Raw genomic sequence first — 16783 nt, 5'->3', positions numbered from 1 at the left:
GCTCAGACCTTGGTCGAGACAGACGAACGTCATCCGGCATGCGAGACTGTCCCACCTGCAATGGATCGCAGTTGAAATCGATACCGCTTGAATCTGGAGTTCCCATGTCGCTGTCCAGCGGACTGATCGCTGCCGTCGCTCTGGCCTATATGGCCATCATGTTCGCCATCGCCTTCTACGGCGATCGTCGGCGCGCACCGCTGCCGCCTCGTTTGCGGGCCTGGGTTTACAGCCTTTCGCTGGCGGTCTACTGCACCAGCTGGACGTTTTTCGGCTCTGTGGGGCAGGCCGCCGAACAACTGTGGTCGTTCCTGCCGATCTATCTGGGGCCGATCCTCTTGTTGCTGCTGGCGCCCTGGGTGCTGCAGAAGATGGTGCTGATCAGCAAGCAGGAAAACATCACCTCCATCGCCGACTTCATCGCCGCTCGCTACGGCAAGTCGCAATCCCTGGCGGTTGTCGTCGCCCTGATCTGCCTGATCGGCGTGTTGCCCTACATCGCGCTGCAACTCAAAGGCATCGTGCTGGGGGTGAACATCCTCATCGGCGCCGGCGCCGACGCTGCGGGCACCCGCGCTCAGGACACCGCGCTGATTGTCTCGCTGGTGCTGGCACTGTTCACCATCGTCTTCGGCACGCGCAACCTCGACGCCACCGAGCACCATCGCGGCATGGTCCTGGCGATTGCGTTCGAATCCCTGGTCAAGCTGTTCGCCTTCATGGCGGTCGGCGCCTTCGTCACGTTCGGCCTGTACGACGGCGTCGATGACCTGTTCAGTCAGGCCATGCTCGCGCCTCGTCTTGAGGAGTACTGGAAAGAAACGGTCAACTGGCCTTCGATGGTCGTGCAGACCGGCGTGGCGATGATGGCGATCGTCTGCCTGCCCCGACAGTTTCACGTCACGGTCGTGGAAAACATCGAGCCCCAAGACTTGCGCCTGGCCAAATGGGTATTCCCCGCTTATCTGCTGCTGGCGGCGGTGTTCGTGGTGCCGATCGCGCTGGCCGGGCAGATGCTTCTGCCGGCTTCCGTCCTGCCCGACTCGTTCGTGATCAGCGTACCGCTGGCGCACGCGCACCCTGCTCTGGCGATGCTGGCGTTCATTGGCGGCGCGTCGGCGGCAACCGGGATGGTCATCGTGGCGAGCGTGGCCTTGTCGACCATGGTATCCAACGACATGCTGCTGCCGTGGCTGCTGCGGCGCAAGACTGCCGAGCGCCCCTTCGAAGTCTTCCGCTACTGGATGCTCTCGGTGCGCCGGGTCAGCATCGTTGCGATCCTGCTGTTGGCCTATGTCAGTTACCGGCTGCTGGGATCGACCGCGAGCCTTGCCACCATCGGCCAGATTGCCTTTGCCGCGATCACCCAATTGATGCCGGCCATGATCGGCGCGCTGTACTGGAAGCCCGCCAACCGCCGGGGCGTGTTTGCAGGGCTGGCCGCTGGCGTCTTCATCTGGTTCTACGCCCTGGTATTGCCGCTGGCCGCGCACAGCATGGGCTGGTCATTGAGCAGTTTCCCGCTGCTGGCCTGGCTGCACAGCAACCCGCTGAACCTGCCGATCAGCCCGCTGACGCAGGGCGTGGTGCTGTCGATGGTGGGTAACTTCGCGCTGTTCGTCTGGGTGTCGCTGCTGTCGCGCACGCGGGTTTCGGAGCATTGGCAAGCGGGCCGCTTCATCGGCCAGGAGCTGCAGGCCCGGCCCAACAACCGTTCGTTGCTGGCCGTACAGATCGAGGATCTGCTCAAACTGTCGGCGCGTTTCGTCGGTGAAGAACGCGCGCAGCAGAGCTTCATTCGCTTCGCCTATCGTCAGGGCAAAGGCTTCAACCCCAATCAGAACGCCAACGGTGACTGGATCGCCCACACCGAGCGGCTGCTGGCAGGCGTGCTCGGCACTTCGTCGACCCGGGCGGTGGTGAAGGCCGCCATTGAGGGTCGCGACATGCAACTCGAAGACGTTGTGCGCATTGCCGACGAAGCGTCCGAGGTGCTGCAGTTCAACCGCGCCTTGCTGCAGGGCGCCATCGAGAACATCACCCAGGGCATCAGCGTCGTCGACCAGTCCTTGCGGCTCGTGGCGTGGAACGACCGCTATCTGGAGCTGTTCAATTATCCCGAAGGGTTGATCAGCGTCGGCCGGCCCATTGCCGACATCATTCGCTACAACGCCGAACGCGGGCTGCTCGGCCCGGGTGAGGCGGAAGTGCACGTGGCCCGACGCCTGCACTGGATGCGCCAGGGCCGCGCGCACACCTCCGAACGCCTGTTCCCCAACGGCCGGGTGATCGAGCTGATCGGCAACCCGATGCCCGGCGGCGGTTTCGTCATGAGCTTTACCGACATCACGGCGTTTCGCGAAGCCGAGCAGGCCCTCAAAGGCGTCAACGAAAGCCTGGAGCAACGAGTTGCCGAACGCACCCGCGAGCTGTCGCAGTTGAACCTGGCGCTCACCGAAGCCAAGGCCCATGCCGAAGCGGCGAATCAGTCGAAGACGCGGTTTCTGGCCGCTGTCAGCCACGATCTCATGCAACCGATGAACGCCGCGCGCCTGTTTTCCGCCGCCCTGCTGCACACCGATGACAATGTGCCTGACGAGGCGCGCACGCTGATTCAGCATCTGGACAGCTCGCTGCGCTCGGCCGAGGACCTGATCAGCGACCTGCTGGATATTTCGCGTCTGGAGAACGGCAAGTTCACCCCGACCATCACGCCGTTTGCGCTCAATAACCTGTTCGACACCCTGGGTGCGGAATTCAAGGCGCTGGCACAGGAACAGGGCCTGAGTTTTCGCGTGCGGGGCAGCCGCTTGCGTGTCGCCAGCGACGCGAAACTGTTGCGCCGAGTGCTGCAGAACTTCCTCACCAACGCCTTTCGTTACGCCAAAGGCCCGATTCTGCTGGGCGTGCGGCGCAAAGGCGGTCAGTTGAGTCTGGAAGTCTGGGATCGCGGTCCGGGCATTCCGGAAGACAAGCGGCAAGTGATTTTCGAAGAATTCAAGCGTCTGGACAGCCATCAGACCCGGGCCGAAAAAGGCCTGGGACTGGGGCTGGCGATTGCCGACGGTCTGTGCCGCGTGCTCGGCCACACTCTGGAAGTGCGCTCATGGCCGGGCAAAGGCAGCGTGTTCAGTGTCAGCGTACCGCTGGCCCGCGCGCAGACGTTGCCGCACCCGCTGGCCGCCGAACCCAAACGGGCAGAGCTCAACGGCACGCACGTGCTGTGCATCGACAACGAGGACAGCATTCTGATCGGCATGAACAGCCTGCTCAGCCGCTGGGGATGTCAGGTCTGGACCGCACGCAACCGCGAGGAGTGCCAGACGCTGCTCGACGACGGCATCCGCCCGCACCTGGCGCTGGTCGATTACCACCTCGATCATGGCGAAACCGGCACCGAGCTCATGGCGTGGCTGCGCACCCAACTGGGAGAACCGGTGCCGGGCGTGCTGATCAGTGCCGACGGTCGCCCGGAGCTGATCGCTCAGGTGCATGCCGCGGGCCTTGAATACCTGGCCAAACCGGTCAAACCCGCGGCGTTGCGGGCGTTGCTCAGCCGGCACGTGAGTTTGAACTAGCGCCGCAGGCCTTCGGCACGATCAGTCGCCGAAGGCCTGACGCTCGCCTCACTTCACCTTGCGAAACACGAAGACCAATCCCACCACGATCAGCACCATCCCGAGCATGCTCAACAGCGCCAGACGGTTGCCGAAGATCAGGTAGTCCATGATCGCCGTCACCGCCGGCACCAGATAAAACAGGCTGGTGACGTTGACCAGATTGCCTTGGGCGATCAGCCGATACAGCAGGAAAGTCGCCAACACCGACACCACCAGCCCCATGTAGATCACAGGCACGTAGAACCCGATGCTGTGTTCGAAATGAAAAGGCTGGAACGGCACGAACACCGCGCATACCACGGCGCCGGCAAAGTACTGCACCGGCAGCGTACCGAGCGGATTGTCAGTGATCCGCTTCTGCATGATCGAGCCGCCGGTCATGCTCAACATGCCCAGCACGCCAAAGAGCATGCCCGCCAGCGATCCGCCATCGCCGATGCCCTGATAGACGACCAGCACCAGACCGGCCAGGCCCAGACACAGGCCGAACATGCGCGATCCCGAACGACTGCGCTCAACCAGCACCGCGGTCAGAATCGGTTGCACGCCCATGATGGTGGCCATGACGCCGGGCGCGACTTTCATGTCCAGCGCCAGCAAATAACAGATTTGATAAGCCCCCAGCAGCACGGCACCGGTTGCCAGGGCGTAACCCAGCGTGCGCCGGGTATCAGGCAGCTTGTAGCCCAGCGTCGGGATGAGGATCGCCAGCGCAATCAGCGCCAGCAGAAAACGAAAGAACAGAAATGCGAAAGGCGAAGCGTGGGTCAATCCCCACTTGGAGACGATCGCCCCGCTACTCCAGAGCAGGACGAACAGGGTAGTCGTGGCCATCGAGGCCAGGGCTTTATTGGCAAACATGGTTTCACCTGTGATTCAGACAAAATCGGACCCGGCACTGGCCGGATTCACGGATGTTTTGTTGGCGTTTTGCAGGCGTGGATCGAACGTTCGCGACGCTCGATCAGGCCAGCACGACCACGCCTGGCGGTGCTGCAACGCACACGACCGGGCTGTCCACAGGGGAAGGTGGGGGATAACGCGTCAGGAAGGCGACTTGCAGGCAACCGCACGGTTCAGCGACAGCGGACGCTGTGGCGTGGAACGCATCATGTGAGCGGGTTGCAGGCATCGTGATCGGCTTCTTGAGAGAAAGAGTCAAATGGGATGACCCAGTGTTGCCAGACATTGCAACACCGAGGCCGACTATAACCAGCCTGCGATGCCTTGCGCAATATCGAATGCAGCCTTGGGCGTGCGATAGACGTGCGCACGCTTTCGTTCGCTCAGTCCAGCAGATTGAGCGGGTACTCGACCACCAGGTAAAGCCGGTCGATATCGGCGCCGCCCTGCGCATCGTTGCCCCGATGCGAGAGGTGCGACACGTTGAATGACAGGTCCTTGGCAGGCCCCGACTGCACGACGTATTTGAGGTCGATGTCGCGCTCCCAGTGGCGCCCACCCTTGCCCTGGATCGGCTGGTAACGGCCGGTCGACTCATCGAACGGCTGATAGACCGCGCCTTGTGGCGCGTGGGTCCCGTCGATGTCACTGCCGCGCACATAGCGCGTCATGAACTTGAGCCCCGGGATGCCGAACGCGCCGAAGTCCAGATCGTAGCGCGCCTGCCATGACTGCTCGTGGGCGCCGTTGAAGTCCGCGTATTTGATCGAGTTGGCCAGATAGATCGAGTCGCCGCCGACAAAATCGAACGGCGTATCACCGTCGACCTTCTGCCAGGCCAGGGTGAATCCCTGAGACCCGACATGGTATTTCGCCGACAGGCTGTACGCGGTGTTGTTCAGGGCGCCCGCCTTGGCCGCGCCTTCATCGAGGGTGCGATAAAGATTGCCGTCCAGCAGCAGCGAGCTGTTATCGGACAGCACGCTCACGTGATGCAGATTGGTGTAGTACTGCCGCCAGGTGTCGGTGAGTTGGGAGGCGTACACAGAACCGCCAAAGGACGAATCGCCAGTGGTCTCGATACCTGCCAGGCTCAGCGCGCGCCCGTCAGTGCTGGCACCGTAGCCATCAAAGTCACCCTTGGCCGTCGAGGCATTTTCATTCTTGAACGCCGTGAAGTGCCCGGCCACCAGCTTCAGGCCGTCGACGTCGCGGCTGTCGAGAAAAAAGCCCGTTGCGTATTCCGGCTGCAGGCGCTTGTCGCCCGTGTCGAGCACCGGCGTCTCCACTTCCATCTCGCCGAACTTCAAGGTCGTGCGTGACACCCTCAGTTTGATCGCGCCACCGGCGTCGGAGTAAGTGTCCGCGGCCCGTCCGTCGTCATCCAGCGGCAACAGCCCGGTCCCCGCTCGCCCTCGCCCGCTGTCGAGCTTCAGGCCATAAAACGCGTGCGCGTCCACGCCCAGACCGAGCGTGCCCTGAGTGAAGCCCGATTGAAGATTGGCGATGAACCCCTGTGCCCACTCCTGCCGATAACTCTGCCCGGAATGGCCGGTCCGGTAGTCATTCTCGAGGAAAAAATTGCGCGCCAGCACATTCAGCGACGTATCGGCGAGAAACCCATGTTCCTCGTCAGCGGTCGCCGCCATCAGTTTGCAGGAACAGGAAAGTAGCGCGACGGTTAACAGGGTGAGTCGAGTTGCCATGGATCTGCCTTCATCGGAGTGCCCCTGGCCGTCGTGAATGGCGGACAGCCGGAAGCGCTCGATGATCGGCGCAGCGCCGGTCGCTGGATTGAATGGGCGTGCTATTCGCCACGAAACAGGGCATTTCGGACAAAAAAAAAGCGCCGCGGCACACAGTGCGGCGGCGCTTTTCAGAGGTGGATCAGCCGAACAACCAGTACCCGAGCAGCGTCAGCACGACAACCGCAAGCACGGGGCGCAATACGCGGTACGCCTTGGGATTGGCGCGTTTGAACTGCTTGACCTTGCCGCTGAAGGCGTTGCTGAAACGCTTGCTGAACGCATACGCCTGATTGATGCCGCCGACTCGCTCGTCATCGGTGTTCTGCGGGGCGGTCGCGCGCCCGAGAAAAGCACTGACGCTGCGGTTGACGGCGGTCATGAAGCGGTTGCTCAACGGCCTTTCGATGTCGCAGAACAGAATCACGCGCGTGACATCGGTTTCGTTCTTGACCCAGTGCACATAGGTTTCATCGAACATGACGTCTTCGCCATCACGCCAGGCATACACTTTGCCGTCGACGAAAATACGGCAGTCGTCGGAGTTCGGCGTCGACAGACCCAGGTGATAGCGCAGCGAACCGGCAAACGGATCGCGATGCGGGTTCAGGTGGCTGCCGCCGGGCAGGAGCGCAAACATCGCGCCTTTGACGTTGGGAATGCGGCTCACCAGTTCAACCGTCTTTGGGCACAGCGCCTCGGCGGACGGCAGCGGTTTGTCGTACCACTTCAGATAAAAGCGCTTCCAGCCTTTCTTGAAGAACGACCCGAAGCCCGCATCGTTGTCCTTGGCGGCAGCGCGTATATAGCCTTCGTCGAACAGGTGCATCGCTTCATCACGAATGATTTCCCAGTTATCGCGCAGCACATCGAGCTCGGGAAACTTGCTGCGGTCCAGATAAGGCTTGGACGGTACGCTGGAAAACAGGTACATCAGGGCGTTATACGGGGCAAACAGTGCGGAGTGATTCACGAACTGACGCAAGACCGGCAGACGCGCCTTGCCGCGCAGATGCACGTAAAGCGTGCTGCCCACGAACAGCAGCAGAATCGCCACCTTGGCAGCGAAAGAAAGGGTCATCAAACTCTCCTTGGAACAGGCACATACACATCGTTGCACTGAACAGCATTTCAGAACGCGGGCAGGATTCTAATCAAACTGCTGATCCCGCCAGATGACCTGGAACAACCATCCGGCGGGTGTGAATGGCGCCCATCATAAGCCTTCGCTGCTCCGGTAAAAAGCCGGAGCGTGCCGCAATGGGGTTATTGAGTCAGCTCCTGTTCAGTGAACAGGTCGCTGAACAGCATGCTCGACAGGTAGCGCTCGCCCGAATCCGGCAAGACGACGACGATGGTCTTGCCCTGCATTTCCGGCTTCTCGGCCATTCGCACCGCCGCCTGCATGGCCGCGCCGCACGAGATGCCGCACAGAATCCCTTCCTCCTGCATCAGCCGCAACGCCATGGCCTTGGCCTCCTCGTCGCTGACCAGTTCGACCCGGTCAATGATCGACAGATCGAGGTTCTTCGGGATGAACCCTGCGCCGATGCCCTGGATCTTGTGCGGGCTTGGCTTGATCTCTTCGCCCGCCAGCTTCTGCGTAATGATCGGCGACCCCATCGGCTCGACGGCGACCGAGATGATCGGCTTGCCCATGGTGTGCTTGATGTAGCGCGACACGCCGGTGATGGTGCCGCCGGTGCCCACGCCTGCTACCAGAACATCGATGGCGCCATCGGTGTCGTTCCAGATCTCTGGGCCGGTGGTCTTCTCGTGAATGGCCGGGTTGGCCGGGTTTTCGAACTGCGCGGGCATGAAGAACGTGTCCGGATTGGCCGCCACCAGCTCCTCGGCCTTGGCGATGGCGCCTTTCATGCCCAGCGCCGGCTCGGTCAGCACCAGCTCGGCGCCGAGCGCCTTGAGTACTTTGCGCCGCTCGATGCTCATGGAGGCAGGCATCGTCAGCATCAGCTTGTAGCCGCGCGCCGCCGCCACGAATGCCAGACCGATGCCGGTGTTGCCCGACGTCGGCTCGACGATGGTCATGCCCGGCTTGAGCTTGCCGCTGCTTTCAGCGTCCCAGATCATGTTCGCGCCGATCCGACACTTGACCGAATATCCCGGATTACGCCCTTCGATCTTGGCCAGGATGGTGACCCCGCGCGGCGCGATGCGATTGATCTGCACCAGTGGCGTATTGCCGATGGAATGGGCGTTGTCTGCGTAAATACGGCTCATGACCGGGTCCTTGTGCAGGTTTGGGAAAAGCCCAAAGCCTATGCCTTGGGCCCGTGCGGCGTCCAGTCGTAGCGAACCGATGACACCGCCGACAGTCAACAAATCTACGTAACCGGAGAGTGTCGTCATGAAACGTCGCTATAGCTGGCCGCTGTGGACAATACTTGGCCTCATCGTACTGCTGATCGCAGTGCATATCGCGTTGCCTTATGTGGTGCGCAACTACCTCAACGACAAGCTTGCCGACATGGGCGACTACCGCGGCCAGGTGGCGGATGTGGATCTGGCCCTGTGGCGCGGCGCGTACAAGATCAACGGGTTGAACATCGTCAAGGTCGACGGCAAAGTGCCGGTCCCGCTGCTCGATGTGCCCGTCATCGACCTGTCGGTCAGCTGGCACTCACTCTGGTACGACCACGCCGTGGTGGCTGAGGTTGCGTTCGTCCGCCCCGAACTGAACTTCGTCGATGGCGGCGCCAATAAACAGCAGACCCAGACCGGTGCCGGCACCGACTGGCGCGCTCAATTGAACAAGCTGCTGCCCATCACCCTCAACGAAGTGAAGATTCAGGAAGGCAAGATCACCTTCAGTAACTTCAATTCGACGCCGAAAGTGAAAATCGAGGCCGACCGGATCAACGCCAGCATCTTCAACCTGACCAACGTCGTCGACACTGCTGGCAAACGCGACGCCCGCTTCGAAGGCAAGGCGCTGTTGCAAGGCGAAGCGCCGCTGGAGACCAGCGCGACCTTCGACCCGTTCAGCAATTTCGAGGACTTCGACTTCAAACTGCGCACCACCAATCTGCAGCTCAAGAGCATGAACGACTTTGCCTCGGCCTACGGCAAATTCGACTTCAAGGCCGGCAACGGCGATGTGGTGATCGAAGCGCAGGCGAAAAAAGGTCAGCTGAGTGGCTACATCAAACCGCTGCTGCGCGATGTGGATATCTTCAATTGGCAGCAGGACGTAGAGAATCAGAACAAAGGTTTCTTCCGCTCGATCTGGGAAGCGGTGGTGGGCGCCAGCGAAACCGTGCTCAAGAATCAGGGCAAGAACCAGTTTGCAACCCGCGTGGAATTGAGCGGCAGCGTGCATAAACAGGATGTCAGCGCGTTTCAGGCGTTCTTGCAGATCTTGCGCAATGCGTTCGTGCAGGCGTTCAACACGCGCTACGACAGCGGCAAGAAAGAGGCGGATTGACCGCTATTGTGTCAGGGAGTGAGCCAGGTCGCTCCCTGAGCGTGCAGTTCCGTACGCGGGTTTTCTCAAGCGCGCGAAGCCGGTCAGACCGCGACCGGCCATTCAGCAACTGAATAAACCGTCTGCGTTCACAGTCGAACGAACGGCGCGTTATAGTCGCCGCATTCTTTCCGCTTATTTACGTCGTCCGGGCACACTGCCCGTGCGCCAGGTTCGAGGATTTTCCGATGAAGTTCGAAGGCACCCAGGCCTATGTCGCCACTGACGACCTCAAGCTTGCCGTCAATGCCGCCATCACGCTGGAGCGACCGCTGCTGGTCAAGGGCGAGCCCGGCACCGGCAAGACCATGCTGGCTGAACAACTGGCGCAGTCCTTTGGCGCAAAGCTGATTACCTGGCACATCAAATCGACCACCAAAGCCCATCAGGGCCTGTACGAATACGATGCGGTCAGCCGCCTGCGTGACTCGCAACTGGGTGTCGACAAGGTCCACGACGTACGTAACTACCTCAAGAAAGGCAAACTCTGGGAAGCGTTCGAGTCCGAAGAGCGGGTGATCCTGCTCATCGACGAGATCGACAAGGCCGACATCGAGTTCCCCAACGACCTGTTGCAGGAACTCGACAAGATGGAGTTCTACGTTTACGAAATCGACGAGACGATCAAGGCCAGGAAGCGCCCGATCATCATCATCACCTCGAACAACGAAAAAGAACTGCCAGACGCATTCCTGCGCCGCTGCTTCTTCCACTACATCGCCTTTCCCGACCGCCCCACGTTGCAGCGGATCGTCGATGTGCATTATCCCGACATCAAGAAGGATCTGGTGAGCGAAGCGCTGGACGTGTTCTTCGACGTCCGCAAGGTGCCGGGCCTCAAGAAAAAACCTTCCACCTCCGAGCTGGTCGACTGGCTCAAGCTGCTGATGGCCGACAACATCGGTGAGGCTGTGCTGCGCGAGCGCGATCCGACCAAAGCCATCCCTCCGCTGGCCGGTGCGCTGGTCAAGAACGAGCAGGACGTGCAGTTGCTCGAACGGCTGGCGTTCATGAGCCGTCGCGGCAATCGCTGACACTGGGACAAGTGCGGGACAACCATCATGTTGCTCAATCTGTTTAACGAGATGCGCGCAGCGAAGGTACCGGTGTCGGTACGTGAACTGCTGGACCTGATCAACGCCCTGAAACAGCGGGTGACCTTCGCCGACATGGATGAGTTTTACTACTTGTCCCGGACGATTCTGGTCAAGGATGAACGCCATTTCGACAAGTTCGACCGAGCGTTCGGCGCTTATTTCAATGGGCTGGAAAAGCTCGACGACCACCTGCAGGCGTTGATCCCCGAAGACTGGCTGCGCAAGGAATTCGAGCGCTCGCTGACCGATGAAGAACGCGCGCAAATCCAGTCGCTGGGTGGCCTGGACAAGCTGATCGAGGCATTCAAAAAGCGTCTGGAAGAACAGAAAGAGCGCCACGCTGGCGGCAATAAATGGATCGGCACGGGCGGCACCAGTCCGTTCGGCTCGGGCGGTTACAACCCTGAAGGCATCCGCGTGGGTGACGCCGGCAAGCGTCAGGGCAAGGCTGCAAAAGTCTGGGATCAACGCGAGTACAAGAACCTCGACGATCAGGTTGAACTCGGCACGCGCAACATCAAGGTGGCTTTGCGGCGCCTGCGCAAGTTCGCTCGTCAGGGCGCGGCGGACGAACTGGATATCGACGGCACCATCGATCACACCGCGCGCGACGCCGGCCTGCTGAACATCCAGATGCGTCCGGAAAGACGCAACACCATCAAACTGTTGCTGCTGTTCGATATCGGCGGCTCGATGGATGCCCACGTCAAAGTGTGCGAAGAACTCTTCTCGGCCTGTAAGACCGAGTTCAAGCACATGGAATATTTCTACTTCCACAACTTCATTTATGAATCCGTGTGGAAGAACAACTTGCGCCGCACGTCCGAGCGCACGTCCACACAAGATCTGCTGCACAAATACGGCGCCGACTACAAGATCATCTTCATCGGCGACGCCGCCATGGCGCCCTACGAAATCACCCAACCCGGCGGCAGCGTCGAACACTGGAACGAAGAAGCCGGGTACGTCTGGATGCACCGCTTCATGGCCAAGTTCAAGAAGATCATCTGGATCAACCCCTACCCCAAAGACGCCTGGGGCTACACCACCTCCACTCATATCGTGCGCGACCTGATCGAAGACCAGATGTATCCGCTGACGCTGCGAGGGCTGGAGGAAGGGATGCGGTATCTGGCCAAGTAATGATGAGATTGTTGGGCGCTGGCTTGCTGGTGGTGGCGCCCCCAACCTTGCCGCCGCAGCAAGCCGGACTACTAAAAGCCCTAAATCTCATTTTAAGCCCTTCCCCCTCTCTCCTCTGCTCTGCTCTGCTCTGCTCTGCTCCAAAAATGGCGCGGTCTCCGGCCACACAGCTTCACATTTCCTTACATATTAAGCATTGATCCTTCCCGCAAGCGTTGATTATGTCTCTTCATCAGCGATGCAATATTCAAAACCCCCACCTCAATAGTGCTTATCTATTGAATAGAAACCACTTGTCATGCAAATAACTTAAACGGATTTATTATGAACAAATGCGCCTATAAGAAAACTGCCCTAGCGACGTCGATGATTTTAACTATCGGGGTTTTATTCGCTCCGGTGGCTGCAGCCCGCGCGGACTGCGAAGATAATATGCAAAATACAGGCATTAATGAGAGCACCATTGATCAAGCTCCAAACAACGAGCTAGCGGAACCCACCGACACTCAATTCATCGAGTTGCCTGATAAAATCAACCGTATTTTTGACAAACTGGAAACCGCCACTGACGTAAAATACTACAGCTTCATAGCTCTACGTGGACAGAAAGTCATGATCAATCATGTCCAGCAAGGGGATGAAAGCTCGTATTGGAAGATTGAATATAACATTGGAGAGAAATGGCAGCTCACGCCCACGTCTGAGTCGCTCATCATCCCTTCACTTGCCGTCGGCCAGAGAGTAAAGCTTAGGATTTCGCACCCAATCGGCTCTTCCTTTCGACAAAACAGGTTTTTCCATATTGATTTCGGATCTGCGCCTTACGCTCACAATATTAGAATTGAGACAAGGGGCCCAAGTACGGGAACTTATTTCTCGACGAGAACTTTCAGAGACCAGATTATGTGGGCGGGTAACATTAGAGACTCCACGGACCATTACCTGGAAGGAGCAACAGTCGATTTTATCCTCCAGCCAGACAATCAAGCCCCTTCCAATACGGTAGTTTCTCGATGGGTCACTATCGATGGAGGAATAGGAAAATATATAGACTTTGAAAGCTGTATTGGTCGCCATTCCACCGCTCCATTCACTGGTGTGTATGACAACATAAGATGGTGGCGAGCCGGATATAATAGTGGTCACTGGTATGTCACTGTTCGAGGTAATCCAAACACCGGCATCAGCCCAGTGCCCATCACACAGATCTGCACAATGAGCATGATCGGCTGACACCCGAAGACTAACCGCAAGCAATTGTGGTTAGTCTTTCATGGATTAAAGACTACGAAATATCGTGCATATTCAGCGGACAAACCATCTGCCGTGTACGGTACAAGTTTTGCAAGAATTGAAGCATACTCAATAGCTAATTGCTTTAACTCTGATCGCTTATCAAGAATTTCAAAGAGTTTTTTCTCATCATCAACCTCCAGATCATTCATATTACAAACCGGACGAACTTCTCCAGCCTCATCAACTGAAAAACTTATTTCTTCGAGCCTGTCGGCCTTCATATTGATAACTTCTTTCTTTAAATCCTCCCACATGCGTTCCATCTGCACTGCGATACATTCTGCCGCATTACGACGAGCGCTCAGTTTTATGTGCTCGTAAAGATCACGCGCGCTGAGCGTTCGAAATGATATGCACCCGTCCTCAAGCAACTGTGATCGGTCTTTGTCCTTAACTTCATGATATATATAATCAGGCTCGGGCTCACTCAACACCCACTCACACTCTTGCGCAGTCTGCTCATCGACCCCGCCTTCCTGTAAAGCTTTTTCATAGGAAATCTTTATAGCCTGCTTATAGGAGTGATTCTGATCGACAATCCAAGTCAGGTTCATGCGTGCACCTCATGTCAGGAATACATGAATTGCTTAACGACGCTCGCTCGAAAATGATTACCCCACAATCCTGACCAGCATTTCTGACAATCACGTAGGACTAAAGCCACAAAACCGATTAGCTCGCGAGCGATTTCAAACAGGCCACCTGCTCCCGATGCGCGACTTCCTGCACCACGGCCCTCATCCGCACCCCACTCCCCGGCAGTTTTTGCGCCAGCCGTGCCAGCGACAGCGGGGTCAGTGCACCGAGCCGGGGGTAGCCGCCGATGGTCTGGCGGTCGTTGAGCAGGACGATCGGCTGGCCGTCAGGCGGGACCTGAATGGCGCCGAGCGGAATGCCTTCGGAGATCATCGGTCTGCCTTGATAGACCAACTCCGGGCCCAGCAGGCGCATGCCCATCCGGTCGGCGCGGCTGTCCAGGGTCCAGTCGCTATTGAAGGCATCGAACAGGCTCTGGCCGCTGAACTGGCCGATCTGTGCGCCGAGTACGACGTCGAGCGCCCGGGCATCGTCGAGGTCCGGAATCAGATGGGCGGGCAGCGAATGCAACTGGAAGGACGCGCCCGAGTAGGTCAGTTGATCGCCCTCACCCAGCGCTTTGCCGTAGCCATCCAGACCACCGAGCCCTTCGCGCCCGACTGTCGCACAGCTGCCTAACACATCGCGGGCATCAAACCCGCCGGGGGCTGCCAGGTAGGCGCGCGCCCCACATACGGGCTGAGTGAAACGCAAGTGCTGGCCTTTTCTGACGAAGAAACTGCGCCACGGCGCGACGGAGCGATCGTCGAGCATCACGCCCAGGTCGGCGCCGGCCAGCGCGAGGCAGCAGTCGGCTTCGGCGATGAGCGTCAGGCCACCGAGGGTGACCTCGACAACCGCGGCGCCGAGCGGGTTGTTCAGCAGTTTGTTGGCCCAGGCCATCGACACCCAGTCCAGCGAGCCGCCCTGGGTCACGCCAAGATGGCGCACGCCAAAGCGGCCCGCATCCTGCAAAAGACAAAGCGGTGTACTGCTTTTGACGGTCAGCCTGCTCATGTCAGCGCCTCCAGCGGTGTGTCGTCGCCGCCCAGACGAACGAATTCGGCATGGCTCACCGGCGCAAAACGCACGGTGTCGCCCGGTTGCATGAGGCTGTAACCGTCTAGGGTGCGGTCGAACAACTTTGCCGGCGTGCGCCCCAGGATGTTCCAGCCGCCGGGGGATTCCAACGGGTACGCTGCGGTTTGCCGCTCGGCAATGCCGACACTGCCTGCGGCGACACGCTTGCGCGGGGTCTTGATGCGAGGCGCAGCGAGGACTTCTTCGACCAGCCCCATGAACGCGAAGCCGGGCGCGAAACCGAGCGCGAACACCTGGTATTCGCGCTGGCTGTGACGCTGGATGACTTCATCCACCGACAAGCCGCTGCGCCTGGACAACAAGGCCAGCTCAGGCCCGACGCTTGCGTCATACCAGACCGGCAACACATGCTGCCGGCCGCTTTGGCCGGCGTCCGGCGACAAATGTCGTAGCGCGGAGGCAATGACGGCGCGCGCTTGCTGCGGATCCAGCGCCAGCAGGTCGTAGTGCACCATCAAAGTTGTGTAAGACGGCACCAGATCAATCAAATGCGCACCGAAGCCCTCCCGCAGACGCAGGCTTGCAGCCAGCATCCACGGCATGTTCGCCTCATCGATGACGTCGAACAGGCGCACCATCAGGCAATCGATCGCGACGACTTCGATGCGCACATTCATGACGCTGACGTCTTGCCCAGGGCCTGACGAATGCGCTGCACCGCAGCGATGGAACTGGCGTTGTCGCCATGCACGCACAAGGTCTGCGCGGCGAGCAGCAGCTCGCTGCCGTCACTGGCAATCAAAGCTTCGCCGCGGGACAGTGTCAGCGCCTGGCTGATAATGGTTTCCGGGTCGTGATGGACTGCGCCAGGCAGGTTGCGCGACACCAGTCGACCGAGGGCGTCATAGGCCCGATCGGCGAAGGCTTCGAACCACAAGGTCACTCCGAACTCATCGGCAATGGCCTGGGCGGCGGCATTGTCGCGCATGGCCAGCAGCATCAGCGGCATCTGCGGGTTGTATCGAGCAATGGCCTCGACCACCGCCCGCAGCTGCGCCGGGTTGGCCATCATGTCGTTGTACAAAGCGCCGTGGGGTTTGACGTAGCTGACCTTCGCTCCCTGGGCACGGCATACGCCATCCAGCGCACCAATCTGGTAATGCAGCAGGTCCTGAATTTCCTGCGCAGAGCAAACCATCGACCGACGGCCGAACCCCACCAGATCCGGATACGCGGGATGAGCACCGATGGTGACGTCATGGGCCACCGCCAGCGCGACGGTCTTGCGCATGACACTGGGATCACCGGCGTGAAAGCCGCAAGCGATATTGGCGCAATCGATGTAAGGCATGACCTCGGCATCCAGACCCATGGTCCAGGCGCCGTAGCTTTCGCCGATATCACAATTCAATAACAGGCCGCCCACGGGGTGTCTCCTGTGCGAATGAAAGTTGAGGACGAGGCTTGAGTTTACGCGTGGGAAAGATCACTTGGCAGCGCTGAAAACGGCCCGTCACCTGCACGCGCATTCTTGAGCGGGAACCACCGACGCGTCCAACTAGTAAAAGCGAGCGGGCCAGATAAGAAAAAGTGAACGGTCGACATCCTGCGTGGGATTGAAGGTTGGCAGGCGGGATTCGTAGGACCGGCTTTAGCCGAAAAGGCCGGTGCATGCCGTACAGATGTAGCGTTTGGGATTCAGTCTTCGCGGGCAAGCGCGCTCCTACAGATTTCGTGTCTAGCTGGAGAATCGGGAATGCCCGGAGATCCTTGTGGGAGTGAGCTTGCTCGCGATTAGGCCGATATGTTCGCCGGAGAGATATCGCGTGACCATCAGCCTTCGAGTTTTGTGCTCGACACGAACCTGGCAACCCCACA

13 protein-coding genes are annotated in these 16783 nt (G+C 59.4%); 5 read left to right on the top strand and 8 right to left on the bottom strand.

Features of this window, described 5'->3' with window-relative positions; translation table 11 throughout:
- Positions 1–104: 104 nt before the first annotated feature.
- A complete protein-coding gene (locus tag QRN36_RS26185; RefSeq protein ID WP_285426681.1) occupies positions 105–3578 on the top strand; it encodes a NahK/ErcS family hybrid sensor histidine kinase/response regulator in 3474 nt (1157 codons plus the stop codon).
- Positions 3579–3626: 48 nt separating this feature from the next.
- On the opposite strand, the gene QRN36_RS26180 is transcribed toward QRN36_RS26185, so the two are convergent.
- The 4 genes from QRN36_RS26180 to cysK all read right to left on the bottom strand — a co-directional run bounded on the left by QRN36_RS26180 (position 3627) and on the right by cysK (position 8509).
- A complete protein-coding gene (locus tag QRN36_RS26180; protein ID WP_285426680.1) occupies positions 3627–4481 on the bottom strand; it encodes a DMT family transporter in 855 nt (284 codons plus the stop codon).
- Positions 4482–4906: 425 nt separating this feature from the next.
- A complete protein-coding gene (locus QRN36_RS26175) occupies positions 4907–6229 on the bottom strand; it encodes an OprD family porin (RefSeq protein WP_373568802.1) in 1323 nt (440 codons plus the stop codon).
- Positions 6230–6410: 181 nt separating this feature from the next.
- Complete coding sequence (locus QRN36_RS26170) at positions 6411–7349, bottom strand: aspartyl/asparaginyl beta-hydroxylase domain-containing protein (RefSeq protein ID WP_285426679.1); 939 nt, start codon at positions 7347–7349, stop codon at positions 6411–6413.
- A 185-nt stretch (positions 7350–7534) separates the two neighbouring features.
- The gene (gene cysK, locus QRN36_RS26165; RefSeq protein ID WP_285426678.1) at positions 7535–8509 is read right to left on the bottom strand and encodes a cysteine synthase A; all 975 of its coding nucleotides are present in this window, start codon (positions 8507–8509) and stop codon (positions 7535–7537) included.
- 127 nt (positions 8510–8636) lie between these two features.
- Between cysK and QRN36_RS26160 the strand changes: the two genes are divergently transcribed.
- From QRN36_RS26160 to QRN36_RS26145, 4 genes are all read left to right on the top strand, one after another.
- Positions 8637–9713 carry a DUF748 domain-containing protein gene (locus QRN36_RS26160; protein WP_285426677.1) on the top strand — a complete coding sequence of 359 codons (1077 nt, stop codon included), beginning with the start codon at positions 8637–8639 and terminating at the stop codon, positions 9711–9713.
- Between the two features lie 227 nt (positions 9714–9940).
- Positions 9941–10786 (top strand): MoxR family ATPase, encoded by an 846-nt coding sequence (locus QRN36_RS26155; RefSeq protein WP_285426676.1) that lies wholly within the window; start codon positions 9941–9943, stop codon positions 10784–10786.
- A 27-nt stretch (positions 10787–10813) separates the two neighbouring features.
- Complete coding sequence (locus tag QRN36_RS26150) at positions 10814–11992, top strand: VWA domain-containing protein (protein ID WP_285426675.1); 1179 nt, start codon at positions 10814–10816, stop codon at positions 11990–11992.
- 324 nt (positions 11993–12316) lie between these two features.
- Complete coding sequence (locus tag QRN36_RS26145) at positions 12317–13225, top strand: hypothetical protein (protein ID WP_285426674.1); 909 nt, start codon at positions 12317–12319, stop codon at positions 13223–13225.
- 38 nt (positions 13226–13263) lie between these two features.
- Here the strand turns inward: QRN36_RS26145 and QRN36_RS26140 are convergent, their stop codons facing one another.
- From QRN36_RS26140 to QRN36_RS26125, 4 genes are all read right to left on the bottom strand, one after another.
- Entirely contained in the window at positions 13264–13842 is a 579-nt protein-coding gene (locus tag QRN36_RS26140) for a hypothetical protein (protein ID WP_285426673.1), read from the bottom strand.
- 118 nt (positions 13843–13960) lie between these two features.
- Positions 13961–14881, bottom strand: a complete 921-nt coding sequence (locus QRN36_RS26135; RefSeq protein WP_285426672.1) for a biotin-dependent carboxyltransferase family protein — start codon at positions 14879–14881, stop codon at positions 13961–13963.
- A complete protein-coding gene (locus QRN36_RS26130) occupies positions 14878–15582 on the bottom strand; it encodes an allophanate hydrolase subunit 1 (protein ID WP_285426671.1) in 705 nt (234 codons plus the stop codon). Before QRN36_RS26130 ends, QRN36_RS26135 begins: the two co-directional genes overlap by 4 nt.
- The gene (locus QRN36_RS26125) at positions 15579–16331 is read right to left on the bottom strand and encodes a 5-oxoprolinase subunit PxpA (RefSeq protein WP_285426670.1); all 753 of its coding nucleotides are present in this window, start codon (positions 16329–16331) and stop codon (positions 15579–15581) included. Before QRN36_RS26125 ends, QRN36_RS26130 begins: the two co-directional genes overlap by 4 nt.
- Positions 16332–16783 lie beyond the last annotated feature (452 nt).

The sequence above is a fragment of the Pseudomonas sp. efr-133-TYG-103a genome (genome assembly GCF_030209235.1).
Classification (GTDB): domain Bacteria; phylum Pseudomonadota; class Gammaproteobacteria; order Pseudomonadales; family Pseudomonadaceae; genus Aquipseudomonas.
Note: the sequence above shows the minus strand (reverse complement) of the source record. Positions and strands in the feature narration are given on the sequence as shown.